This window comes from Yoonia sp. R78084 (assembly GCF_044595625.1).
Lineage (GTDB): Bacteria > Pseudomonadota > Alphaproteobacteria > Rhodobacterales > Rhodobacteraceae > Yoonia.
In genome coordinates this window covers 2,983,629-3,006,952 of sequence record NZ_CP138993.1, presented here as the reverse complement: position 1 = coordinate 3,006,952, position 23,324 = coordinate 2,983,629, and the positions used below count along the sequence as shown (strand labels likewise).

Below are 23,324 nucleotides of genomic sequence, written 5' to 3'. Positions count from 1 at the left end.
AAATGGAAAAGTTGTCGAGATGAAAGACACTTTACAAGAAAATAATTCCCGCAAAGCGTGGATGAGCTTACTGGCCAAAGCGCCGGAAGGCCGTGCCGCCACCTTGCTGGATAGGGCCATTGCGCGCCCTGCCTTCACATGGCTGCGTGCGCCGGAAATCGGCAGCACCATGGTCCGTGCCCGCGCGGGTGCCACGGGTGCGCCATTCAATCTTGGCGAAATGACAGTGACCCGCTGCGCATTGACCTTGGACACCGGTGAGGTCGGACATGCCTATATTCAGGGGCGGCGCAAAGAAGATGCAGAAACGGCGGCTTTGATTGATGCGCTGATGCAAACGGCAATGTCGCAAACACTGCGGACATCAGTGCTTGAGCCGCTGGAGGCCGAAATGAACACGGCCAAGGCTGCGCGCGCGGCCAAGGCTGCTGCGACAAAGGTCGATTTCTTCACAATGGTCCGAGGAGAAGACTGATGCAGGCAGATACTCTTTCCGGCGGATTTGCAGACCCGTCCATTGCATCATCCCACGCCTTCCGCGCCGTGATGGAGGCAATGGCACGTCCAGGGACTGTGCAGGAAATTTCAGGTGCCGTGCCCCCTGCGCCGCTCTCGCCAGCGGCAGGCACCGTTCTGCTGACCCTCTGCGACACTGAAACGCCGGTCTATCTGGCGGGCGCTGCTGATTGCGAAGCGGTGCGCGTCTGGCTGGCCTTTCACACGGGTGCCCCTTTGGTGGGTCCGGCGGAGTGCATGTTCGCTGTCGGCACATGGGATGCGCTTGCGCCGCTGTCGTCATATCCCGTCGGCACATCACAATACCCCGACCGATCAGCCACTTTGATTGTGGAACGCCCCGATCTTTCCGCAACGGGCACGGCCCTGACGGGCCCGGGTATCAAGGATCAGGCAGCGCTTTCCCTGCCAGAGGTTGCTGCCTTCCAATCCAACCGCGCGCTGTTTCCGTTGGGGTTGGATTTCATCTTCACCAGTGGAGACTGCGTTGCGGCTCTGCCAAGAACGACAAAGGTGTCCTGATGTATGTCGCAGTCAAAGGCGGTGAACGGGCAATCGAGAACGCCCATGCATGGCTTGCCGAGGAACGCCGCGGCAATACGGATATTGCCGAACTCAGCATCGCGCAAATCCGCGAACAACTCAGCCTTGCCGTTAATCGCGTCATGGCCGAAGGCTCGCTTTATGATCCTGATCTGGCGGCCTTGGCGATCAAACAGGCCCGCGGTGATCTGATCGAGGCGATCTTTCTGATCCGCGCTTACCGGACCACGCTGCCCCGCTTTGGGGCGTCTGACCCTGTAGATACCGGTGCGATGGCCTGCGACCGGCGCATCTCGGCCACGTTCAAGGACCTGCCGGGCGGGCAGGTGTTGGGGCCAACCTTTGATTACACGCACCGTTTGCTGGATTTCAAACTGGCGGCGGATGGCGAAGTACCAGATGCGCCCGCGCGCGCGGCGGAAACTGGCGAAGTGCCGCATGTAACGGGGTTCTTGAACCGCGAAGGATTGATTGAAGAGGCCCGCCACGATGACACGCCACCGCGTGACCTGACCCGCGAACCGCTGGAAATGCCGGCAGACCGGCCCTTGCGCCTTCAGGCGCTTACCCGCGCGGACGAGGGTTTTACGCTTGGCCTCGCCTATTCAACGCAACGCGGATACGGGCGCAATCACGCCTTTGTGGGCGAGTTGCGCATCGGGGCGGTGCCCGTTGAAATGAATATTCCTGAACTGGGCTTTGCCATTGAGATCGGCGAAGTGACCTTGACCGAATGCGAAACCGTCAATCAGTTCACCGGTTCCAAAACCGAACCGCCGCAATTCACACGCGGCTATGGATTGGTCTTTGGTCAGACCGAGCGCAAGGCGATTTCCATGGCCTTGGTCGACCGCGCCTTGCGGTGGGAAGAACTGGGCGAGGACAACGTTGGCGCCCCCGCGCAGGATGCGGAATTCGTGCTTTATCACGCCGACAACATTCAGGCGACGGGCTTTCTCGAGCATATCAAACTGCCTCATTACGTTGATTTCCAGTCCGAACTGGAACTGGTGCGCAAACTGCGCCGCGAAGCAGGCGTCGATCAAGTGCAGGAGGCTGCGGAATGAACGCTTATAATTTTGCCTATCTCGATGAGCAGACCAAGCGGATGATCCGCCGCGCGATCCTCAAGAGCCTTGCCATTCCCGGCTATCAGGTGCCTTTTGCCAGCCGTGAAATGCCTATGCCCTATGGTTGGGGCACTGGCGGCGTGCAGGTTTCAGCGGCAGTCCTGACCCCTGAAGACACCTTCAAGGTCATTGACCAAGGGGCCGATGATACCACAAACGCGGTGTCAATTCGCAGCTTCTTTCAGCGCACCGCAGGTGTTGCGACGACTACCGCGACACGCGACGCCACTGTGATCCAGACCCGTCACCGTATTCCCGAAGAGGCGCTGGGCGAAGGCCAGATCCTTGTCTATCAGGTGCCCATCCCCGAACCGCTGCGCTTTCTGGAGCCGCGCGAAAGCGAGACGCGCAAGATGCATAGCCTTGAGGAATACGGGCTGATGCATGTGAAGCTTTACGAAGACATCAGCCGTCACGGGCATATCGCGACCTCATATGCCTATCCTGTCAAGGTCGAAGGGCGCTATGTCATGGACCCGTCACCCATTCCGAAATTCGATAATCCCAAGCTCGGCGATATGGCCGCGATCCAGCTTTTCGGTGCGGGGCGTGAACAGCGCATTTACGCCCTGCCGCCCTATACCCAAGTCGTCAGCCTTGATTTTGAGGATCACCCGTTCGAGGCGACAAAGGCCGATCATCCTTGCGGGATGTGCGGCGCGCAGGACAGCTATCTGGATGAACTCATCATTGATGATGCGGGCGGGCGGATGTTCGTGTGCTCGGATACCGACTATTGCGAGGCGCGTCAGGCGGCGGGCCATAAAGGAAAGGACGCGGCATGACACCTTTGCTGTCTGTTCAGGGCGTTACAAAACGATACGGTGCCCATATCGGTTGCGCGGATGTCTCGTTCGACCTTTACCCGGGCGAGGTCATGGGAATTGTGGGTGAAAGCGGGTCGGGCAAGTCGACCCTGCTCAATTGCATGGCAGGTCATCTGCGCCCCGATGCGGGACAGGTCGTCTTTGATACCCGTACCGATGGTCCGCGTGATACGATCACGATGTCCGAGCCTGAACGCCGGATGCTCGGTCGCACCGATTGGGCCTTTGTCCACCAACACGCGCGCGACGGGCTGCGCATGGGTGTCAGCGCCGGTGGCAATGTTGGGGAACGGCTGATGGCTGTGGGTGAGCGGCACTATGGCGACATCCGTGACAAGGCGACCGACTGGCTAGGACGTGTCGAGATTGATGCCGCGCGCGTTGATGATCGCCCGACGACTTTCTCGGGGGGGATGCAGCAACGCCTGCAAATCGCCCGCAACCTTGTGACCGGGCCGCGACTGGTGTTCATGGATGAACCCACGGGCGGGCTTGATGTGTCAGTGCAGGCCCGATTGCTTGATCTGCTGCGCGGTCTGGTGCGCGACATGGGACTGTCCGCGATCATCGTCACACACGATCTGGCGGTGGTGCGTCTGCTCGCGGATCGTCTGATGGTGATGAAGGATGGCCGCGTGGTTGAAGCCGGCCTGACCGATCAGGTGCTGGACGATCCGCAGCATGCCTACAGCCAACTCCTTGTCAGCTCCGTTTTGCAGGTATGACCCATGATTGAACTTACCAACGTCTCAAAAACCTTCACCCTGCACAATCAGGGCAGCGCGGTCATCGAGGTGATCAATGATGTGTCTTTCGCCGTTGCCGCTGGCGAATGTGTGGCGCTGACGGGCGCGTCCGGTGCGGGCAAATCCACGCTGATGCGGATGATCTATGGCAACTACCTGACACAGGCGGGCCAAATCCGTATTGGCGATGTGGATCTCGTACAAGCTGAACCACGCGAGGTTATCGCGGTGCGCCGTGAAGTTCTGGGCTACGTCAGCCAGTTCCTGCGTGTCGTGCCGCGTGTGCCCACACTTGATGTGGTCGCCGAACCGCTACGGACGCTAGGCGTTTCCGCGGAAGTGTCACAAGCCCGCGCCAAGGCATTGCTGGGCCAGTTGAACATACCTGAGCGCCTTTGGTCGCTCTCGCCCACCACCTTTTCAGGTGGCGAACAACAGCGCGTGAATATCGCGCGCGGCTTTGCTCATGCCTATCCTGCGATGCTGCTGGATGAACCGACCGCCAGCTTGGATGCCAAGAACCGCGAAGTCGTGCTGTCCCTGATCGAAGAGGCCAAGGCGCGGGGCGCTGCCATCATCGGTATTTTCCACGATGAGGCCGCCCGCGACCGCGTCTGTGACCGCGAGATCGACGTCAGCCGCTTTACACCAAAGGTTGCCGCATGACCCAAGGTCGCCTCATAGCTGTCGTCGGCCCTTCGGGTGTTGGCAAGGACAGCGTGATGGCGGGCCTTTGTGAGGCTATGCCGCGGTTGCATCTGGTGCGGCGCGTTATCACCCGCGCGCCCGCGCTTGGTGGCGAAGATTACGATGCGGTGTCAGTGCCGGAATTTGAGGATCTGGTCGAGAACGGCGCTTTCGCAGTGCATTGGCGCGCGCATGGGCTGCACTACGGCATCCCGATCACTGTCAGGTATCAACTAGGCAAAGGCACCGATTGCCTTGCCAATTTCTCGCGCAAGGCTCTGGCTGAAGCGGCCGAGACATTCCCGAATTTTGTTGTTCTCAATATCAGTGCAACACCGCAAACGCTGGCGCATCGGCTGGCCGCACGGGGGCGTGAGACCGAGGAAGAAATCGCCAAACGCCTTGCACAGGCTGATAAGCCATTGCCAGCAGGGCTTCATGTGATCGACCTCGCCAATGACGGCCCGCTATCCCAGACCGTCGCCCGCGGGGTGGCGCTGCTTCAGCCGGCGAGTGTATAGCGATGGAGCATCTCGAAGTGTCCATCTTCCCGCTCACCACACAAGGCGATCTGGTCAAGAATGAACGGCGCGGGCAGGGCGGGCAAAAATTTCCGCACAGTGTCGGACCATGTGGTAAGCTCTGGCTCGGGCAATTGCCCCGAAAGTGTCAGGTGAAAGCGGAATTCTTCCATTACATAGGGATAGCCCCATTGTACGAGCAGGGCTTCCTGCCGCGCTGTGAGGCCGGATGCGCGACGGCGCGCCAACTCTGTTTTGCTGGCGGGTGCGCGAAAACCGTCAAGCGCGCTGACGCAGGCCGCTGCCACCCGCTGCAAGGTTTCTGTGTCACCGTGGGGTGTCAGGGCCAGAAAACGGCCCAGCGTGGTCAGCGCCAGACCATCGCAGATGGCAGGCGCAAGCGACGCCGCCAGTTCCGCGACCGCCTTGTCAAGCTCGGCGACGTTTCGTCCGTCCGTCAGCTTGAAGGGCGGCTTCAACGTCCCATGAAACCCGTATTTGCGCGGTGTCATTGTAATGTCACGCAGATCGGGCAGATCGGGCTGACGTGTCAGTTGACCGTTCACAACATCCCACCCGAGCCACGACGCCCCGAAATCGGCCAAAGACCCCGCCGGCGGCACATAGTAAATTGCAAATCGAGAGTATGACATGAATTCCCCTTTTCCCACGGCCTCTTTGACAAAGGCTTGTGACACGGATGTGTCAAGCAACCTGTGTCTTGCAAATGCGCAGCTTGTTATGGCGGATCAGGTAATCACCGGATCGGTGACAATCGAACAGGGGGTCATCTGCGATATTGCCGAGGGAGATCATGTTCCGGCAGGTGCGCTCGATTGCGCCGGAGATATGGTGATCCCGGGGCTTGTTGAACTGCATACCGACAATGTCGAGCGCCACATCGAACCGCGCCCCGAGGTGGACTGGCCGCATCTGCCCGCGCTGATCGCCCATGATGCCGAACTGGCGTCTACGGGGATCACAACGGTGTTCGATGCGCTGCGCGTAGGCTCGATCCATAGCGGCAAGGCGCGCTATAGCGATTATGCCCGCAAACTGGCGGACGAGCTCTTGGCGGCGCGGGCGGCAGGGTTCTTCAAGATCAGCCATTTTCTTCATCTGCGGGCCGAGATTTGTTCGGAAACGCTGCTTGAGGAACTGGCGGCCTTTGCACCCGAGGACCGCGTCGGGATCGTCAGCCTGATGGACCATACGCCGGGCCAGCGCCAGTTTCGTGACCTGACGGCGTTGAAAACCTATGTTGGCAAGAAACGCGGTCTGAATGACGCAGAATTTGACGCCCATGTCGCGAACCTGTTGGACCTACAAGCCCGCTATGGCGCCAAGCATGAAACCGGTGCTGTTACCGAAGCAGTGCGCCTTGGTGCGGTGCTTGCCAGCCACGATGACACCACGGCCGAGCATGTTGGCACCTCTGCGGGCAATGGCGTGGGTTTTGCCGAGTTTCCCACAACGGTCGAGGCCGCCGCGGCATGTCGCACGCACGGGATTGCCGTGATGATGGGCGCACCCAACCTTATCCGTGGCGGGTCGCACTCTGGCAATGTCGCTGCCGAAGAGCTGGCGAAAGCCGGCCTTCTTGACATTGTGTCGTCAGACTATGTGCCATCGGCGCTGCTTTTGTCCGCCTTCCGCCTTGCCGATATCTGGGATGATCTGCCACGCGCTATTGCGACTGTGACGACCAACCCTGCCAAGGCTGTGCGGCTGCATGATCGTGGTGCCCTGAAGACAGGTTTGCGCGGTGATGTCTTGCGGGTGCGCAAAACTGGCCAAACGCCGCTGCTGCGGGGCGTGTGGAGCCAAGGCAACAAGGTTGCATGACCCTGCTGCGCATTGATCGCGATTACCTGCCCGCCATCGGGTTGGGGATCACACAGATCATGGGTTACGGCACGTTGATGTACGCCTATGCCGTGCTGCTGCCTGAAATGGCCAAGGACCTTGGGCTTACCCTCTCGGAGGTCTTTGGCATCCTGTCGCTGGGCCTGTTTTTTGGCGGCCTGGTCTCGCCTGTGGCAGGCAAGCTGGTGGACCTTTTCGGTGGGCGCTGGGTGATGACGCTTGGCACGATTGTGGCCTGTATTGCTGTTATGGCAATGAGTCAGGTCGAAGGCCGGATAGGGCTCTTCATTCTGATATTACTTGCCGAAGGGGCAGGTATGTTCGTGCTCTATAACGTGGCTTTTGCAAGCGTCGCACGGTTGGATTTGAGCGTTCCGCCACAGCGTTCAATTTCGGTAATTACCCTGTTTGGCGGTGTGGCATCCACGATCTACTGGCCGCTGACATTGGCGCTTTTCAATCGCTATGGTTGGGAAACAACCTGGGTGATCCTCGGGATCAGTGCCTTGCTGATCTGCACCCCGATCCACTTCTTCGTTCTGCGCAGCCGCGAACGCGCGGCAGACGCTCCCAAGCCTGACAACGCACCGGACTGGCCCGAGTTGACTGGACGGCTGCGCAGACAGGCCATGCTTTGGATGGTCGTATCGTTCATCTTCTCGGGCTACCTGATGGGTGCCGTGATGACGCTTTGGGTGACCAACGTGCAGGATCTGGGACATACGGCTGCCATGGCCGCCCTTGCCGGTGCGGTGATCGGACCGTTCAAGACGGTAGGCCGATTTTTCGAGATGCTGGTCAGTCAGAATATGTACCCTCTTGTGACCTATGCCCTGAGCCTTGGATTGATGTTCTCCGGCTTTGTCGTCCTGTTGACGCTTGGCTTTACCCTGCCGGGGCTTTTGCTGGCCGCCGCACTTTACGGGATGGGTGACGGGATCAAGACGATTGCCCGCGGCACACTGCCTTTGGCCTTGTTTGGTGCCAAAGGGTATGGCGCGCGGCTTGGCTGGATTTCATTTGTGCAGATGGGGATCAACGCCTCTGCGCCCTTTGCTTTTGCATGGGCCACGCAGACCTATGGGGGATGGTGGTCCTTTGCTGTCATGGCGCTGTGCCTTTGCTGTGCGATGGCAACCTACATGTTTATTCCTGATCCGAGGACACACAGAAATGACCCCGCTCAAGATCGGCGCCTGCCTGACCATCCCTGAAATTGATGACCACCGCGACTGGCTGTTCGATGCAGGACGCGATATCGAACTGCAGGATTTCATGACCTATTCCGCTTTGACTACGGGGTTTGAAGATCGCGTCGCCGCAGCCAAGACAGCCCTTGACGGTCACATGGGTCGGGTGGGTATTCACGGCCCCTTCGAGGGATTGGACATCGACAATAAAGATGCCGAGTTGCGTCCGCTCATCACGGCGCGGCTCTTGAAAGCATTGGAGGCCGCAGATCGGATCGGTGCACGCCAGATGGTACTGCACTCTCCCTATACGGCTTGGTATCAGAACAACATCTTCAGCTTCCCCAACTACGCCGAAAAGAAGCTTGCCCGTGTGCATGAAATTCTGGGCCCCGTCGTGCGCGCCGGCGAGGACAAGGGCATCACATTGGTGATTGAGAATATTCAGGATGTGCGGCCCGAAACCCGCCGCGCATTGGTGGACAGCTTTGGATCCACGGCCATCGCGCTGTCTATTGATACAGGCCATGCGCAGCTTGCACGGCGCATGGCAGGTGCACCACCTGTTGCTGATTTTGTTGCCGATGCCGGCGCGCAGCTGGCACATGTCCATCTGCAAGACGTTGATGGCCATGCGGACCGGCACTGGGCCCCCGGTGAGGGCGAGATTGAGTGGACTGCTGTGTTTCGTGCCTTGGCTGCTTCCAGCAGTGACCCGCATCTGGTTTTGGAATTGCACAATAAAGCTGACATACCCAAAGGCTTTGGCGCTTTGCGCGACCTTGGCTTGGCGATTGGAGGCCAGCAGTCGAAACTTGCCGAATCGACGTCATCGCAATAGCGTCACAGTCGTGTTACAAGAGATATGGCTGGGGGGCTTTATGGCTTACTACATTGCAGAGCTTGATGAGGCGCAACAGATCGCTGCTGTTTGGATTAAGGAAAGCATGGCCCGCGCGCCGCGTGTTTTCGACCCGGCAAAGCACTTTTTCGATGCGGACACTGCTTCAGGATTTATTGGCGCGACGAAAGAAGAAATCGCCAGCTGGATAGCGTGCGCTTGCGGGACTGCGCATCACCCTTCCTATCCATAGGGGCAGAACCCCTTCAATCGCGCCTTCCGACATTAAGCTCTACCCGCGCAGATATACGTCTGGCCATCAGCAAATCGCATGACGGAACGTGGAGGCGGTTTATCGCTTGAGCATATCCAACTTTGAGCGGTTTCCGATGCCCACGCGCTCCTCGGCTGGGGCCGAGTTGACCTGCGCGGGCCGCGCGTTCGAGCGATATGCCCTTTCCAACATCCGAGTCTGGGAGGAGATGAGCCAGCAAGTCGCTTTTGGCGGTATCATGCAAAGCGGTAAGACCGACAGCACAAGGGTCGGGATCAGTTTGTCATCAACACGGCTGGAGGCGGAACAAACCGCCCCCAAATTCGTTCTGGCTTAGTCGATCAGCGCATTCAGTGTCGCTGATGGGCGCATTGCGGCGGCGGCCAATTCGTCGGACGTGTGATAATAGCCACCTAGATCAACCGGTGTGCCTTGACCTTGTGACAACTCGCTCAGGATCGCCGCCTCGTTTTGCGCCAGTTCTGCCGCAAGCGGCGCAAACTTTTCCGCCAGTGTGGCGTCATCAGTTTGTGCTGCCAATGCCTCGGCCCAATAACGCGCAAACCAGTAGTGACTGTGGCGGTTGTCGGGTTGGCCCACTTTACGCTGCGGCGAATGACCCTCGGACAAAAGCTTCTCGGTTGCTGCATCCACGGCATTGCCCAGAACGTTGGCCGCAGCTTTGTTTTGCGCATTGCCAAGGAAGCGCAGGCTTTCACCCAAGGCGCAGAACTCACCCAGGCTGTCCCAGCGCAGGTGGTTTTCGTTGACCAGCTGTTCGACGTGCTTTGGTGCGGACCCACCGGCGCCCGTTTCGAACAAACCGCCGCCCTGCATCAGTTTCACAACCGACAGCATCTTGGCCGATGTGCCGACCTCAAGGATCGGGAACAGGTCGGTCAGGTAATCGCGCAGCACATTGCCTGTCACGGCAATCGTATCCTTGCCCTGATAAATCAGTTCGAACGACCGTGTCGTCGCCTCGCGCGGGGCCATGATTTTCACGGCATCCGTCAGACCCGCCTTGGCCAAGGCAGGTTCCACGTATTTCAGCAGTTCCGCATCGTGCGCTCGGTTCCGGTCCAGCCAGAAGATGGTTTCAAACCCTGTCGCCTGCATCCGGTCAATTGCAAGCTGGATCCAGTTTTCAATCGGTGCGCGTCGTGCCGAGGCCATGCGCCAGATGTCGCCTGCCTCAACCTGATGTGTGTGCAGCACGTCACCATTGCCTGCAATCACACGCACGGTGCCGTCTTGCGGAATTTCGAATGTCGTGGGGTGAGAGCCGTATTCTTCGGCCTTCTGCGCCATCAGACCGACGTTTTGCACAGTGCCTGCCGTTACCGGATCAAGCGCGCCGTTTTCTTTGCAGAAGTTTACGGATGCCTCATAGACAGGCGCATAAGAGCTGTCGGGGATCACACAGTTTGTGTCGGCCTCTGCGCCGTCAGGGCCCCAGCCCTTGCCGCCTGCGCGGATCACCGCGGGCATTGACGCGTCGATAATCACGTCAGAGGGCACATGCAGGTTTGTGATGCCGCGGTCGGAATTCACCATGTAGAGCGGCGGGCGTTCGGCCAGTACTGCATCGATTTCGGCTTTGATCTCGGCACCGTTCGGCATTTCCGCAATCGCATTGAACATCGTGCCAAATCCCGCATTCGGGCCCACGCCCGCAGCGGCAAAAGCATCGGCATGGCGGTCAAAGACGGGCTGCAGATAGGCGACAACCGCATGGCCGAACAGGATCGGGTCAGAGACCTTCATCATCGTGGCCTTCAGGTGCAATGAGAACAGCGTGCCATCGGCCAGCGTCTTTTCGATCTGTGCGTGGTAGAACGCCTTCAGCGCCTTGGCTGACATGAACGTCGCATCCACAATCGTGCCCGCAGGCATTTTGATGCCGTCCTTCAAGGTGGTGATTGTGCCATCGGCGGCAGTGTGTTCGATCTTGAGCGCACCTGCGGCCTGCGATTCGGTCAATGTGACCGAGGTCTCGTTCGAATAGAAATCATTGGCGCCCATGGTGGACACGCAGGTCTTGCTGTCCTTTGACCACGCGCCCATGCGGTGCGGGTTGGCGCGGGCGTATGCCTTGACCGATGATGGCGCGCGGCGGTCCGAGTTGCCTTCGCGCAGCACGGGGTTCACGGCAGAGCCTTTGACCGCATCATACCGCTTGCGCGCCTCAACCTCATCGGGGGTCTGCGGGTTTTCGGGGTAATCGGGAATGTCATAGCCTTGGCCCTGCAATTCCTTCACCGCTGCCACCAGTTGTGGCACAGAGGCCGACACGTTGGGCAGTTTGATCACATTGGCGCTTGCCTCTTTCACAACCTCGCCCAGCAGAGCCAGATCGTCAGACACTTTTTGCGCATCTGTCAGACGCTCGGGGAACGACGCCAGAATACGCCCTGCAAGCGAGATGTCCTTTGTTCCGATTGTAATATCCGCTTCGCCCAGAAACCTGCGCAGGATCGGCAGCAAAGAGGCGGACGCCAGTTGCGGCGCTTCATCGGTTTTTGTGTAGATGATATCGGGAAGGGTCTGGTCTGACATGCGCATATCCTCGTGGTTTGGTCGTGTTGCATAGGCAGGCGGCCTACATGAAAAGAACCGCACGCGTTTGATTCACATCACTAGTGGAACAGACTTCGAAAGGGAATGCATTTTGGTGTACTGTTGTACACAAAGTGAATTATGACCCGACAAACAAGGGAAAACTGACCCCTAGTGCCCATGCGAGCACCAATCCAAGTGCTATTCCGGATGTTGCGGCTCCCGACCGCCGTGCGACTTGCCGCCCCATCGTGCCGAAGACGGCGTAGAAAAGCACAAGTACCGGCGCGATCATGATGAGAAAGAACAGTCCCTCGAAGTCCAACGCGACAGCGATGCCAAGTGAAATAAGGAAGGCAAGGCGGACCAGCAGCCTGCGCCAGAACGCTGATTGTGCGCTCAAGACCATATCAGCGAGCATATAGGGCACGGCGCCAAGAGCGAGGACGCCCATAATCCAGATCCGTTGCGGCGTGGGCAGGAAATTTGCGGCATAACGATCCAGCAAGAAACCGAAAAGCGCGCACCACAGCAACAGAAGCGCTACAGCGCGCCATCCGAAAGGCCCGATCGGATGCCGCCAATGCCAAAGCAGGGCAAGCTGTATTCCCCCAAAGATCAACAGGTGCAGGCCAAGGTAATCGGCCACAAGGACCGGCAGAAAACTGGGTGAAAGCGGTACGGCGATGAGGGGCGTAAGCACCATTGGAGCCAGCAACAAAACCGCCAAATGCTTGCGATCCATCTCTGACACCGCAATCTGTTGCTGCGGCAGGCGCTTGGCAATCGGCCCGAACAACAGGACAATTCCGATCAAAAGCCCCAAAATCGCAGTCCCGGTTGGCAAGATCATGGGCCCTGATTGCCGCCCATAGAAGCCATCAAGCCATGCGACCGCTTCGGCCCGCCCCGCGCGGCTATGCAGGACCGCGACATGCTCGCTGAACGGCGCAATGACAGCGCGGCGGCGCAGATCACCGGCGGTGACGGTCTCTCCTGTGGTGGCTGCCGGATCAACCATCTGCACGGCCTCTTGCGCAAAGTCGCGCAGGCCTGGCTCCCAGCTTCCGGTGATCAAGAGCAGATCGGGCGGGGTGTTGGCATCAATCACCTGCGAAAACGCCGAAACCAGAACCAGAGGGCCAATATCATCACGCTCTTGCGCAACACGGGCGAGGATATCGGTCGCCATGGAATGCCCCAAGAGCGCAACAGGCACATCGCCCGCACCAATGCTGTCGATGACTGCGCTTGTTTGCGCCACTAACAAGCGGGTCGTGCCATCCAGCGCGTTCACATCACCTGACATCGGCTGTTGATGCCGCCCATGCCCGAGGAACTCAAAGGCGTAGACCTGATACCCTGCCTGAGCGAGCGGCAAGGCATAGCCCTGCATCATCTGCTGCGATCCGGCGAAACCATGCGCCACCACTACCGCCGGGCCATCCGCATCGGGCTGTGCATATCTTGTCACGGGTGTTTCGCCGACTGCGAAATGCGAGATGCTGACACCCTGCCGGGCGGTTTCCAGCACGAAAAGCGACAGGATCACCGCGATGAGGGCCAGAACTGCCTTCATCCTGCGGTGCCGCTAGTCAGCCTGATAGCTGGGAAGCTGCGCCAATGCGGTGCGCAAAGCCTCGCCCCAACTATTTGAAATATGTTGGAAATACGGGTCATCAGCCTCGATTCGTGGTCGTTCTGTCACCTTGAAGCTGTCCGCCTCATAGATTTGCAGATCGAGTGGCAGCCCTACTGAAAGGTTCGCCTTGATCGTGCTGTCAAAAGAGACCAGCAAAAGCTTGATTGTATCCGCGAAACTCATGTCCGGATCATAGGCGCGCACCAAAATCGGCTTGCCATATTTGGCTTCCCCAATCTGGAAGAACGGGCTGTCTTCGGTGATCTCGATGAAATTCCCCTCGGGATAGATCAGGAACAGTGTAGGCTTGCCGCCTTTGATCTGGCCGCCCAGAATGACCGACGCGCGAAACTTGGTTGAGGCTTCTTGCCCGTCAGGCCCGCTTTCCTCGATCACTTCTTTCAGTGTTGCACCGACCATGCGTGCCACCTGAAACATCGTCGGCAGTTCAAGCACAGTTGGGTTGCGCTCGGCCGTCGCCTTTGATCGTTCGTCCAGAAGGCTGACCAGGGCCTGCGTCGTGGCAAGGTTACCCGCGGTCATCAGGGTGATGACCCGTTCACCGGGTGTATTCCATGTGAACATTTTGCGGGTGACAGAGAAGTTATCTACACCTGCATTTGTGCGGGTGTCGGACATAAAGACCAGTCCCTTATTCAGGCGAAGCCCAACACAGTATGTCAATTTAGTGGTCCATTACCGATAGGAGAAATCCAGCGTTCAATTTAGCATCTACTGCTGAATTTGAAGCGATACAATCATTGCTTCTGACGCAGACCCTAAACGCACGCCGGTAACCGGGGATGCATCGCGCGAATCCAGCCCTGTAGCGATCCTCACATAGCGTTCGTCGGGTGAATAGCCGTTGGATACGTCAAATCCGACCCAGCCAAGCTCATCGATATGTGCCTCTGCCCATGCATGGCTCGCGTCCTGATCAATGCGGTCATTCATCATCAGATAACCGCTGACGTAGCGTGCTGGCACACCTGCAAGTCGTGCGGCCGAAATGAAAATCTGCGCGTGATCCTGACATACACCACCACCGGCTATCAGCGCCTCTTCGGCGGTAGTGCCTGAAAAGGTGATGGCTTGGCCGTAAGGGACCGCCTCGATAATCGCCTGTGACAAAGCATGCAGCCCATCAAGCACATTGGGTGCTTTTTCCAAGGTCTTTGCCAGCTTGCGAATGCCCTTGCCTGCTTCGGTCCGCCGTGTGCTTTGCTTGAAATGCCATAGCGGAGCGGTGCCGTAGGTCTTGCCAAAGATACCGTCACTCGTGTGCGTCTCGACCTCGCCGGACACTTCGACCGACACTTCGGTGGCACCTTTGTCGGCCCGCACCAGAATGGTCTGGTTTTGATAATGGTCTTCGAACGTCAGCTCTTTGGTGCCGCCTGTCACTGCGACCGTCCAGTCATGCACCGTCTGATGTCTGGAGTTTGCAGGGGTTAACCGCACCTGTTGCAGCCCATAGGACACAGGCGCGTCATAGGTGTATTTCGTTGCATGTCTGATACTGAGTCTCATGGTCTGAAAATACCTATCCTACAAAACTGTAGTCTTGTTCGATCTGAAGCCCGATCGCGTTGTTTTCGCGGATGAACGACGTGATGAATTCGTGCAGCCCCTCATCAAAGACCGTTTCAATCGTGCTGGCGCGCAGTCTGTCGCGCTGGGCGTCGATCATGTCATGGCATGGCAGGCGGGTGCGATAGTCCTTGGCCAGATACCCGAGATTCTCGTCCAGAATACGGCTGCAGAACGAGAGTGAACGCGGAAAGCGGCTGTCAAAAATCAGAAAGTCCGCAATGCTCATCGGCGAGATATCGTCGTTGTTCAGCCAACGGAAAGACCGATAGGCCGATACCGACCGCAGGATCGTTTCCCACTGCACGTTATCAAGGGCAGAGCCGACGAAACTGGCTGAAGGAAGCAGCGTATAATACTTCACGTCGATGATCCGCGCGGTGTTATCCGCCCGCTCGATCGCGATGCCAAGCTGGGAAAAGTCGAAAATATCATTGCGTAGCATCGTGCCATGCAACGCGCCCCGCACGAGCGCTGTGTAGCGGCGGATTTCACCCAGCACCTCTGGCAGTTTTGCCTGTGTGACGGGTGACTTCAACGCCGCCTTCATGGCCATCCAGCTTTCGTTCACGGCCTCCCAGACTTCGGTTGTCAGTGCCGTGCGCACCATCCGCGCGTTGGTGCGCGCGTTGTTGATCGACGACATGACACTTGACGGGTTGTCAGTATCACGCAGCAGGAAATCAATCGCATCCAGTGCGGTATAACCATCATATTTCTGGTCATAGTTCATCCGCACACCGGCGGTTGTCAGAACAGATTTCCACTCTGATTCAGGGTCTGACGATCGCGTCAGGGCAATCCGGAACCCTGCTTCAACCAGTCGTGCGGTATTTTCACTGCGTTCCAGAAAGCGGAACATCCAGTAGAGCCCACCTGCGGTTTTTCCAAGCATCGCCTAGTCCTCCAAAACCCAAGTGTCTTTTGTTCCGCCGCCCTGACTTGAATTCACCACCAGTGATCCGGCTTTCAACGCAACGCGTGTCAAACCACCGGGTGTGATGTTCATGCCGTCAGGCGACACAAGCGCAAAGGGCCGCAGATCGACGTGGCGCGGGGCAAGGCCCTTCTTGGTGAATATTGGAACGGTCGACAACGACAGTGTTGGCTGCGCGATATAATTGCCGGGAGATTTCCGTAGTTTGGCTGCGAATGCCGCCAATTCCTTCTTTGATGCGGCGGGGCCGACAAGCATGCCGTAACCACCTGATCCGTGCACCTCTTTGACCACCAGATCAGCGAGGTTATCGAGCACATATTTCAACGCATCAGGTTCAGAACAGCGGAAGGTCTGGACGTTCTTCAGGATCGCCTTTTCACCGGTATAAAACTCGATGATGTCAGGCATGTAGGAATAGATCGCCTTGTCATCCGCAATACCTGTGCCGGGCGCGTTCGCGATGGTGATATTGCCGGCACGATAGACATCCATGATGCCGGGCACACCCAGCATAGAATCCGGGCGGAAGTTCAGCGGATCAAGGTAATCATCATCAACACGCCGATAGAGCACGTCGATAGTTTTATACCCTTCGGTCGTGCGCATCGCGATATGGCCGTCGACAACGCGCAGGTCATGCCCCTCGACCAGTTCTACGCCCATTTGATCGGCAAGGAATGAATGCTCAAAATAAGCCGAGTTATGGATACCCGGCGTCAGGATCGCGACCGTTGGTTTGCCATTGCACCCCGCAGGCGCACAGGCCGCAAGGGACCGGCGCAGGTTTTTGGGGTAATCGCTGACCGGCTGTACCTTGATCTGGCTGAACAGTTCAGGGAACATTTGCAGCATCGTTTCGCGATTTTCGAGCATATAAGATACGCCGGACGGGGTGCGCGCGTTGTCTTCCAGCACAAAGAAGTCATCCTCGCCGGTCCGCACGATATCGGTGCCCACAATATGTGTGTAAACATTGCCCGGCGGTGTCACCCCCATCATCTGCGGCAGGAACGCTGCGTTTTTCGCGATCAGGTCAATCGGTACCACGCCGGCGCGCAGAATTTCCTGACGGTGGTAAATATCATGCAAAAAGGCGTTCACACCGCGCACGCGCTGTTCGATGCCTTTCGACAGCTTTGTCCATTCGCGGTTCGCGATGATCCGCGGGATCAGATCAAAGGGGATCAGCCGTTCTTGCGCCGCCGCCTGACCGTAAACGTTGAAGGTAATCCCCGTCCTGCGAAAGAAGGCTTCTGCCTCTTTCGACTTTCTGGAGAGGCGCGATACGTCTTCATGCGAGAACCACTCTTGATATTCAGCGTAAGGGGCGCGAACGCCCTCTCCGCCCAAAAGCATCTCATCAAAGTGCTGTCGTTCTGTACTCATGAAATTAACCTAACGCGCGGCAAGGGAGTTGCAAGCAGATGGCGCGCTTCCTGCGGCTTCATGCGATGAAAGACACATCAACTGACTGTTTTTTCATCTCCATCCAACCATAGGACGTCATGAAGGATACATCAGCCGCGTCACGCCCGACGCCGATGCGGACAATCTCGCTTGGGTGGGCCATGCCTGTGGGGTCAACGATGTGCCATGCACCATCCAGAAACACCTCGGCGACGGCGTGGAAATCCTGCGGGTTCACAGCAGGCCCATAGACGCTGGCGATCCGCGCGGGGATACCGGCAGAGCGTGCCATACCAATCAACACATGCGCGTAATCGCGACATACGCCGCGCTGCGCCAGAAAGCTATCGGTCGCAGTGGTCAGCGCATTGCTGGCGCAGATATCGTATGTGAAGTTCTCTCTAATCCAGTCGCTCATCTGCGCGATCAACGCGCCACCCGCGAGTGACCCGAATTGTTTAGGGACAAAGCCGAGGAAAGCTTCGGGGAAGCAATAGCGCGAGGGCATCAGAAACTTGGTCACATCGCTGGGCAATTGTGTGACATCATGGGCCGCAAGATGCGCAAGATCGGATGCGGGGCGCTGCACCCGTACCTTTGCTTCGTAGATACAATCGAATTCCTGTTCGATCCGCCCCCAGCGACGTAAACCGATATTCTCTTCGCCCGGAATGATGTTCCAGTAGACATCTTTGTTCGTGGTAAAGTGACTGCTTTCGCAAACCTGCGCGATATCCTGCGCTGCCTCGATCTGTAGCAGCAGGCTACAAGAGGTGGCGGTGGTGTAGCTGAGATGTGTCTTGATGGAGATGAGCACGCTGGGGCCTTTCCTTTCTCGATGACGACCACACCCCGCCAGAGACGCGCCGAAGGAATGCATCCTCAACGCTGTGCCAGAGACAGGAAACTGGGTTTAGATTTTGGTTTCGCGGATCAGGCCTACCCCCGGCCTGATTGCTTTGACCGGCTGGTATCGTTTTCCGGAGCGATGCGCAAATCCCCTTTTGCGCATGCAAAACAGGGCCCCGTAGGGCCCTGTGTTTCGTCAAACTTAACAGATTCTTAGTCTGAAAGGCGGACGTTGTCGTTTGAAATGGTGGCTTCGGCACTGGAGGGTCCGACGCGCGTAAGGATCTGATTCGCACCCACCGTGATGACGACCAAGGCGACCAGCGAGATAAGGAAAGCTTTCATCGTGCTATGCCTCGCTCTTGGTTGGTTTGGCGTTCAGCACCTCATCGGCCCAAATGCTGTGGTGCTCGCGCGCCCATTGTTCTTCGACTTCGCCTTTGCCCATCGCATCAAAGGCGCCCTCCATGCCGACGGAGCCAAGATAGATATGCGCAAGGATAATCGCGGTCAGCACAAGGCTGACGATGGCGTGCCAGAGTTGGGCGAACTGCATCTCTTCATGTGGCAACAGCGGATAGGGCAAATCAGGCAAGCCAAACCACCCCGGCACGCCCCAGCCGTTGATGACCGAGAATGTGTGCGCAAACATGTTGAACTCGAACGGGAACAGCAACGAAATACCCGAGGCCGAGATCGAGCCACCAAGGATAATCACCGCCCAGAAGATCAGCTTTTGACCTGCGTTGAACTTTTTCGCAGGCGGGTGATCGCCGCCAAACAGACCGCCCGCTTTTGCAAGCCATTTCAGATCGGTGCGGTCGGGAATGTTATGCACAACCCAAACCACAAACACGATCACAAGCGCTAGCATGAACGCCCAGGAAACGTTGTTGTGGATCCATTTGCTGGCGATTGCCAAACCAGAAAATGCCTCATGCCCAAAGGTTGGGATCAGAACCTTGCGGCCCAAGAGCGACACCAGTCCTGTGAGCCCAAGCAGGATAAATGACGATGCCAATAGCCAGTGGCCGAAACGCTCGAAGGCCTTGAAGCGTGTGATCGTCCGCCCTGTTTTTTCGCCGTGCAGGCGGATGCGCCCACGGATCAGATAGAAGAGGGCCAGCAGCACAAGCGTGCCGCCCAGCAAGGCCGTGGTCATTGAAACCAGTGGTCCTTCGCGGAACGCCTGCCACCACATCCCGCGATCCTGAATCATTGTTGTGACCGCAGGCCCACGTGCCTGGGTGGTCAGATCGGCAACTTCATAGCGGTATGCGCGCCATAAATCGGGATCCGACGCACCACCCAAGGTGCCAAGCTGATCTGTGATCGGTGCGGCATTCTCGGGGTTGCCTGTCACATCACTCCGGAAACTGTCATCCATGACCAGGCCTTCCTGGCGGCGCAGGATATCCTCCAATGTTTGCGCCCCGCCAGTGGCTGCGCGCGGATCATCGGTGGCCTCTTGTGCCGATGCGGGTGCTGTCATGGCGAATAGCAATGCAAAAACTGTCATCAGACGCAGCATTGAGAAATCCTCTCTGGCTAATCAAAGAAGGGCGGCCCGTGAAAAGGCCGCCCCTTTATTTGCATCTCGCAAAAGGGGCTATTAGCCGCCTTTCTGGTCGTAGGCTGTGCCCCAACCCCAGGCACCGGACCCGAAACCGCGGGCCACGACACGCTCGCGGTAGATGTCGGATACTGTGTCGCCATCACCGGCCAGCAGCGCTTTGGTTGCGCACATTTCGGCACAGATCGGCAGCTTGCCCTCGGCAATCCGGTTCCGCCCGTATTTGGCGAATTCGGCTGTCGAGTTGTTTTCCTCGGGACCACCGGCGCAGAAGGTACATTTGTCCATCTTGCCGCGTGACCCAAAGTTGCCAGCCTGCGGGAATTGCGGCGCGCCGAACGGACACGCGTAGAAGCAATAACCACAGCCAATGCAGAGGTCTTTGGAGTGCAACACCACACCGTCGGCTGTCTGGTAGAAACAGTCTACCGGACAAACCGCCATGCACGGTGCATCCGAGCAATGCATACATGCGACCGAGATGGACCGCTCGCCGGGCTTGCCGTCATTGATTGTGACAACCTTGCGGCGGTTGATACCCCAAGGCACCTCATGTTCGTTCTTACATGCAGTGACGCAGGCGTTACATTCGATGCAGCGTTCAGCATCAACGAGAAATTTTGCTCTAGCCATTCTACTTCTCCCTTATGCTGTCCAGATTTTGCAAAGAGTCGCTTTGGTCTCTTGCATCTGGGTTACGCTGTCATAGCCATAGGTTTGTGCGGTGTTGGTGGATTCGCCCAAGACGTATGGGTCGGCCCCTTCAGGATATTTATCCCGCAGATCGACGCCCTCCATGTGTCCACCAAAGTGGAATGGCATGAACGCCACGCCTTCGCCAACCCGTTCGGTGACCATGGCCATAACCTTGACCTTGCCGCCTTCGGGGCCTTCAACCCAGACCTGTGCACCGTCACGGACACCAAGGTTGTTGGCGTCACGTGTGTTGATCTCGATGAACATGTCCTGCTGCAATTCGGCCAGCCACGGGTTCGAACGGGTCTCGTCGCCGCCACCTTCGTATTCAACCAGGCGGCCTGAGGTCAGGATGATCGGATACTCTTGCGAGAAATCGTTTTCCTGAATTGAGGCATACATGGTCGGAACGCGCCAGAACTTCTTGTCCGCGTAAGTTGGATAATCTGCGACCAGATCGCGGCGGTTCGAGTAGAGCGGTTCGCGGTGGATCGGCACAGGGTCAGGGAAGGTCCAGACCACAGCCCGCGCCTTGGCGTTGCCGAAGGGCGCACAACCACGTGCAATTGCGACGCGCTGGATACCGCCCGATAGGTCGGTTTTCCAGTTGATGCCGCCGACATTATCTGCGCCACCTGCGACCTGTTCGATTGATGCGCGTTCCTCGGCGGTCAGATCACCGTCCCAGCCAAGGTCTATCAGCATTTGCATGGTGAACTCGGGATAGCCATCCTCGATCTGCGATCCGGGGGTAAAGACGCCCTCGGCCAGCAGGTTTTCACCATCGCGTTCCACCCCGAAGCGGGCGCGGAAGGTCAGACCGCCTTCGGCGACCGGCATCGACATGTCATAGAGATTTGCCGTGCCCGGGTGGTTCATCTCGGGTGCGCCCCAGCATGGCCAAGGCATCCCGTAGAAGTCACCGTCAGCCGGACCACCGACAGCCCGCAGTGTGGTGCGGTCAAAGGTGTGCTGGTTGGCCATGTGCATCTTGAGACGCTCTGGGCTCTGGCCGGTGTAGCCGATGGTCCACATGCCGCGGTTAAACTCGCGGGTGATATCCTCGATGTTGGGCTCGCCGCCTTCATCAATCGCAATGTTGCGGAAGATCCTGTCGTGGAAGCCGAACTTTTCGGCGAACATCGCCATAATCGTGTGATCAGGCAGCGATTCAAACAGCGGCTCAACCACTTTATCACGCCACTGCAGCGACCGGTTCGACGCCGTTACAGAACCACGCGTTTCGAACTGCGTACATGCCGGCAGCAGGTAAACACCGTCTGTCCGGTCCTGCAAAACAGCCGTCACTGTCGGATAAGGGTCAACCACGACAAGCATGTCGAGTTTCTCCATCGCCGTTTTCATCTCTTTCTGACGGGTCTGAGAGTTCGGCGCATGGCCCCAAAGTACCATCGCACGGGTGTTGTCGGGCTGGTCGATGTTTTCGGCATCTTCCAACACGCCATCAATCCAGCGGCTGACGGGAATACCTGTCAGGTTCATCATGGATGTATCGCCGTAAGACGCATCCGAGAACCGGCCCTTGAGCCAATCAAGGTCCTCTTCCCACACGCGCGCCCAGTGCGCCCATGATCCCGGTGCAAGGCCGTAGTAGCCCGGCAAAGTATCGGCCAGAACGCCAAGGTCGGTTGCACCCTGCACGTTGTCGTGGCCACGGAAGATGTTGGTGCCGCCACCGGCGACGCCCATATTGCCCAGTGCCAGCTGCAAGATGCAGTAAGCGCGGGTGTTGTTGTTGCCGTTGGTGTGCTGTGTGCCTCCCATGCACCAGATCACGGTGCCGGGGCGGTTGTTGGCAAGGGTCCGCGCGACGCGCTCAAGCTGGCTGCCGGGTGCGCCTGTGACGCGCTCGACCTCTTCAGGTGTCCACTTGGCCACTTCTTTCTTGATCTCGTCCATGCCCCAGACGCGGGTGCGGATGAATTCCTGATCTTCCCAGCCGTTTTCAAAGATGTGCCACAGGATACCCCAGACAAGCGCGACGTCACTGCCCGGACGGAAGCGGACATATTCATCGGCGTGCGCGGCTGTGCGTGTGAAACGCGGATCGCAAACGATCAGGGGCGCGTTGTTCTGCTCTTTGGCTTTCAGCATGTGCAGCAGGGACACAGGGTGCGCCTCGGCCGGGTTGCCGCCAATCAGGAACATCGCTTTGGAGTTATGGATGTCGTTGTAGCTGTTGGTCATGGCGCCGTAGCCCCATGTGTTCGCCACGCCGGCAACAGTGGTCGAGTGGCAAATACGCGCCTGGTGGTCGACGTTGTTTGTGCCCCAGTAGGCGGCGAATTTGCGGAACAGATAGGCCTGCTCGTTGTTGCTCTTGGCAGAGCCCAGCCAGTAGACCGAATCCGGACCGCTTTCTTCGCGGATTTTCATCATGCCGTCGCCGATCTCGTTGATCGCGGTTTCCCAGCTGATGCGGACCCACTCGCCGTTTTCTTTCTTCATCGGGTATTTCAGGCGGCGCTCGCCATGGGCGTGCTCACGGACCGCAGCACCTTTGGCGCAGTGTGCCCCGAGGTTGAACGGGCTGTCCCAGCCGGGCTCTTGCCCTGTCCAGACGCCGTTATCGACTTCTGCGATCACGGTACAACCGACCGAGCAGTGCGTACAAACCGATTTGATGCTTTCAACGGCGCGTGTCGCAGCCTGTTGTGCTGTTGCTTGGGTCACGCTGCCGCCTGTTGCGGCAATCGCAGCCAGGCCACCGATGGCAAGGCCCGATCCGCGCAAAAATCCGCGACGGTCAATTCCTTTGGCACCTGTGTTCACCATAATCGGCGAACGACCGGACCGGCGTGTATACCCGTTGGTCTTTTTCCTCAGCATTTTCTTCCTCCCTGATCCGATCTACTCGGATAATCCTTTTGGGGCCTGTTCGTCATGGTGTGTCGCTACCACGCGAA

The 23,324-nt window shown here is 58.1% G+C and carries 24 protein-coding genes; 12 read left to right on the top strand and 12 right to left on the bottom strand.

The window, feature by feature from the left end:
* Window positions 1–19: 19 nt before the first annotated feature.
* From phnG to phnN, 7 genes are read left to right on the top strand one after another with little or no spacing between them, the layout of a single operon-like run.
* The gene (phnG, locus tag SJY29_RS15090; RefSeq protein WP_400084375.1) at window positions 20–475 is read left to right on the top strand and encodes a phosphonate C-P lyase system protein PhnG; all 456 of its coding nucleotides are present in this window, start codon (window positions 20–22) and stop codon (window positions 473–475) included.
* Window positions 475–1,038, top strand: coding sequence for a phosphonate C-P lyase system protein PhnH (phnH, locus tag SJY29_RS15085; RefSeq protein WP_400084372.1), 564 nt, complete (start codon window positions 475–477; stop codon window positions 1,036–1,038). Before phnG ends, phnH begins: the two co-directional genes overlap by 1 nt.
* Window positions 1,038–2,126: a carbon-phosphorus lyase complex subunit PhnI gene (locus SJY29_RS15080; protein ID WP_400084369.1), complete on the top strand. Its 1,089-nt coding sequence runs from the start codon at window positions 1,038–1,040 to the stop codon at window positions 2,124–2,126. Before phnH ends, SJY29_RS15080 begins: the two co-directional genes overlap by 1 nt.
* The gene (locus SJY29_RS15075) at window positions 2,123–2,974 is read left to right on the top strand and encodes an alpha-D-ribose 1-methylphosphonate 5-phosphate C-P-lyase PhnJ (protein WP_400084366.1); all 852 of its coding nucleotides are present in this window, start codon (window positions 2,123–2,125) and stop codon (window positions 2,972–2,974) included. Before SJY29_RS15080 ends, SJY29_RS15075 begins: the two co-directional genes overlap by 4 nt.
* Complete coding sequence (phnK, locus tag SJY29_RS15070) at window positions 2,971–3,741, top strand: phosphonate C-P lyase system protein PhnK (RefSeq protein WP_400084363.1); 771 nt, start codon at window positions 2,971–2,973, stop codon at window positions 3,739–3,741. The genes SJY29_RS15075 and phnK overlap by 4 nt, the downstream gene beginning before the upstream one ends.
* Window positions 3,742–3,744: 3 nt before the next feature.
* Window positions 3,745–4,428: a phosphonate C-P lyase system protein PhnL gene (gene phnL, locus SJY29_RS15065; RefSeq protein ID WP_400084360.1), complete on the top strand. Its 684-nt coding sequence runs from the start codon at window positions 3,745–3,747 to the stop codon at window positions 4,426–4,428.
* A complete protein-coding gene (phnN, locus tag SJY29_RS15060; RefSeq protein ID WP_400084357.1) occupies window positions 4,425–4,970 on the top strand; it encodes a phosphonate metabolism protein/1,5-bisphosphokinase (PRPP-forming) PhnN in 546 nt (181 codons plus the stop codon). The genes phnL and phnN overlap by 4 nt, the downstream gene beginning before the upstream one ends.
* On the opposite strand, the gene SJY29_RS15055 is transcribed toward phnN, so the two are convergent.
* Window positions 4,952–5,623, bottom strand: coding sequence for a DUF1045 domain-containing protein (locus SJY29_RS15055; protein ID WP_400084354.1), 672 nt, complete (start codon window positions 5,621–5,623; stop codon window positions 4,952–4,954). The two genes, phnN and SJY29_RS15055, sit on opposite strands and share 19 nt — an antisense overlap.
* Between SJY29_RS15055 and SJY29_RS15050 the strand changes: the two genes are divergently transcribed.
* The 5 genes from SJY29_RS15050 to SJY29_RS15030 all read left to right on the top strand — a co-directional run bounded on the left by SJY29_RS15050 (window position 5,622) and on the right by SJY29_RS15030 (window position 9,478).
* The gene (locus tag SJY29_RS15050) at window positions 5,622–6,815 is read left to right on the top strand and encodes an alpha-D-ribose 1-methylphosphonate 5-triphosphate diphosphatase (protein WP_400084351.1); all 1,194 of its coding nucleotides are present in this window, start codon (window positions 5,622–5,624) and stop codon (window positions 6,813–6,815) included. The two genes, SJY29_RS15055 and SJY29_RS15050, sit on opposite strands and share 2 nt — an antisense overlap.
* Window positions 6,812–8,050, top strand: a complete 1,239-nt coding sequence (locus tag SJY29_RS15045; protein ID WP_400084348.1) for an MFS transporter — start codon at window positions 6,812–6,814, stop codon at window positions 8,048–8,050. The genes SJY29_RS15050 and SJY29_RS15045 overlap by 4 nt, the downstream gene beginning before the upstream one ends.
* The gene (locus tag SJY29_RS15040; RefSeq protein WP_400084345.1) at window positions 8,010–8,867 is read left to right on the top strand and encodes a sugar phosphate isomerase/epimerase family protein; all 858 of its coding nucleotides are present in this window, start codon (window positions 8,010–8,012) and stop codon (window positions 8,865–8,867) included. The genes SJY29_RS15045 and SJY29_RS15040 overlap by 41 nt, the downstream gene beginning before the upstream one ends.
* A gap of 40 nt (window positions 8,868–8,907) precedes the next feature.
* Window positions 8,908–9,120, top strand: coding sequence for a hypothetical protein (locus tag SJY29_RS15035; RefSeq protein WP_110280886.1), 213 nt, complete (start codon window positions 8,908–8,910; stop codon window positions 9,118–9,120).
* Between the two features lie 106 nt (window positions 9,121–9,226).
* Entirely contained in the window at window positions 9,227–9,478 is a 252-nt protein-coding gene (locus SJY29_RS15030; RefSeq protein WP_400084342.1) for a hypothetical protein, read from the top strand.
* Here the strand turns inward: SJY29_RS15030 and SJY29_RS15025 are convergent.
* From SJY29_RS15025 to SJY29_RS14975, 11 genes are all read right to left on the bottom strand, one after another.
* Window positions 9,475–11,700: an NADP-dependent isocitrate dehydrogenase gene (locus SJY29_RS15025; RefSeq protein ID WP_400084339.1), complete on the bottom strand. Its 2,226-nt coding sequence runs from the start codon at window positions 11,698–11,700 to the stop codon at window positions 9,475–9,477. The two genes, SJY29_RS15030 and SJY29_RS15025, sit on opposite strands and share 4 nt — an antisense overlap.
* 139 nt (window positions 11,701–11,839) lie before the next feature.
* Window positions 11,840–13,279 carry an alpha/beta hydrolase gene (locus SJY29_RS15020; protein WP_400084336.1) on the bottom strand — a complete coding sequence of 480 codons (1,440 nt, stop codon included), beginning with the start codon at window positions 13,277–13,279 and terminating at the stop codon, window positions 11,840–11,842.
* A 12-nt stretch (window positions 13,280–13,291) separates the two neighbouring features.
* Window positions 13,292–14,026 carry a proteasome-type protease gene (locus SJY29_RS15015; RefSeq protein WP_110280889.1) on the bottom strand — a complete coding sequence of 245 codons (735 nt, stop codon included), beginning with the start codon at window positions 14,024–14,026 and terminating at the stop codon, window positions 13,292–13,294.
* A gap of 48 nt (window positions 14,027–14,074) precedes the next feature.
* Window positions 14,075–14,872: a transglutaminase domain-containing protein gene (locus SJY29_RS15010; protein WP_400084334.1), complete on the bottom strand. Its 798-nt coding sequence runs from the start codon at window positions 14,870–14,872 to the stop codon at window positions 14,075–14,077.
* 13 nt (window positions 14,873–14,885) lie between these two features.
* Window positions 14,886–15,827, bottom strand: coding sequence for an alpha-E domain-containing protein (locus tag SJY29_RS15005; RefSeq protein WP_110280891.1), 942 nt, complete (start codon window positions 15,825–15,827; stop codon window positions 14,886–14,888).
* Window positions 15,828–15,830: 3 nt separating this feature from the next.
* Entirely contained in the window at window positions 15,831–17,258 is a 1,428-nt protein-coding gene (locus tag SJY29_RS15000) for a circularly permuted type 2 ATP-grasp protein (RefSeq protein WP_400084331.1), read from the bottom strand.
* A gap of 58 nt (window positions 17,259–17,316) precedes the next feature.
* The gene (locus tag SJY29_RS14995; protein WP_400084328.1) at window positions 17,317–18,096 is read right to left on the bottom strand and encodes a transglutaminase family protein; all 780 of its coding nucleotides are present in this window, start codon (window positions 18,094–18,096) and stop codon (window positions 17,317–17,319) included.
* 245 nt (window positions 18,097–18,341) lie between these two features.
* Window positions 18,342–18,473 (bottom strand): hypothetical protein, encoded by a 132-nt coding sequence (locus SJY29_RS14990; RefSeq protein WP_286164036.1) that lies wholly within the window; start codon window positions 18,471–18,473, stop codon window positions 18,342–18,344.
* A gap of 4 nt (window positions 18,474–18,477) precedes the next feature.
* Window positions 18,478–19,659, bottom strand: coding sequence for a formate dehydrogenase subunit gamma (locus tag SJY29_RS14985; protein WP_400084325.1), 1,182 nt, complete (start codon window positions 19,657–19,659; stop codon window positions 18,478–18,480).
* An 81-nt stretch (window positions 19,660–19,740) separates the two neighbouring features.
* Complete coding sequence (gene fdh3B / locus SJY29_RS14980; protein ID WP_055295457.1) at window positions 19,741–20,334, bottom strand: formate dehydrogenase FDH3 subunit beta; 594 nt, start codon at window positions 20,332–20,334, stop codon at window positions 19,741–19,743.
* A 12-nt stretch (window positions 20,335–20,346) separates the two neighbouring features.
* Window positions 20,347–23,247, bottom strand: a complete 2,901-nt coding sequence (locus SJY29_RS14975; RefSeq protein WP_400084322.1) for a formate dehydrogenase subunit alpha — start codon at window positions 23,245–23,247, stop codon at window positions 20,347–20,349.
* Between the last annotated feature and the right edge of the window lie 77 nt (window positions 23,248–23,324).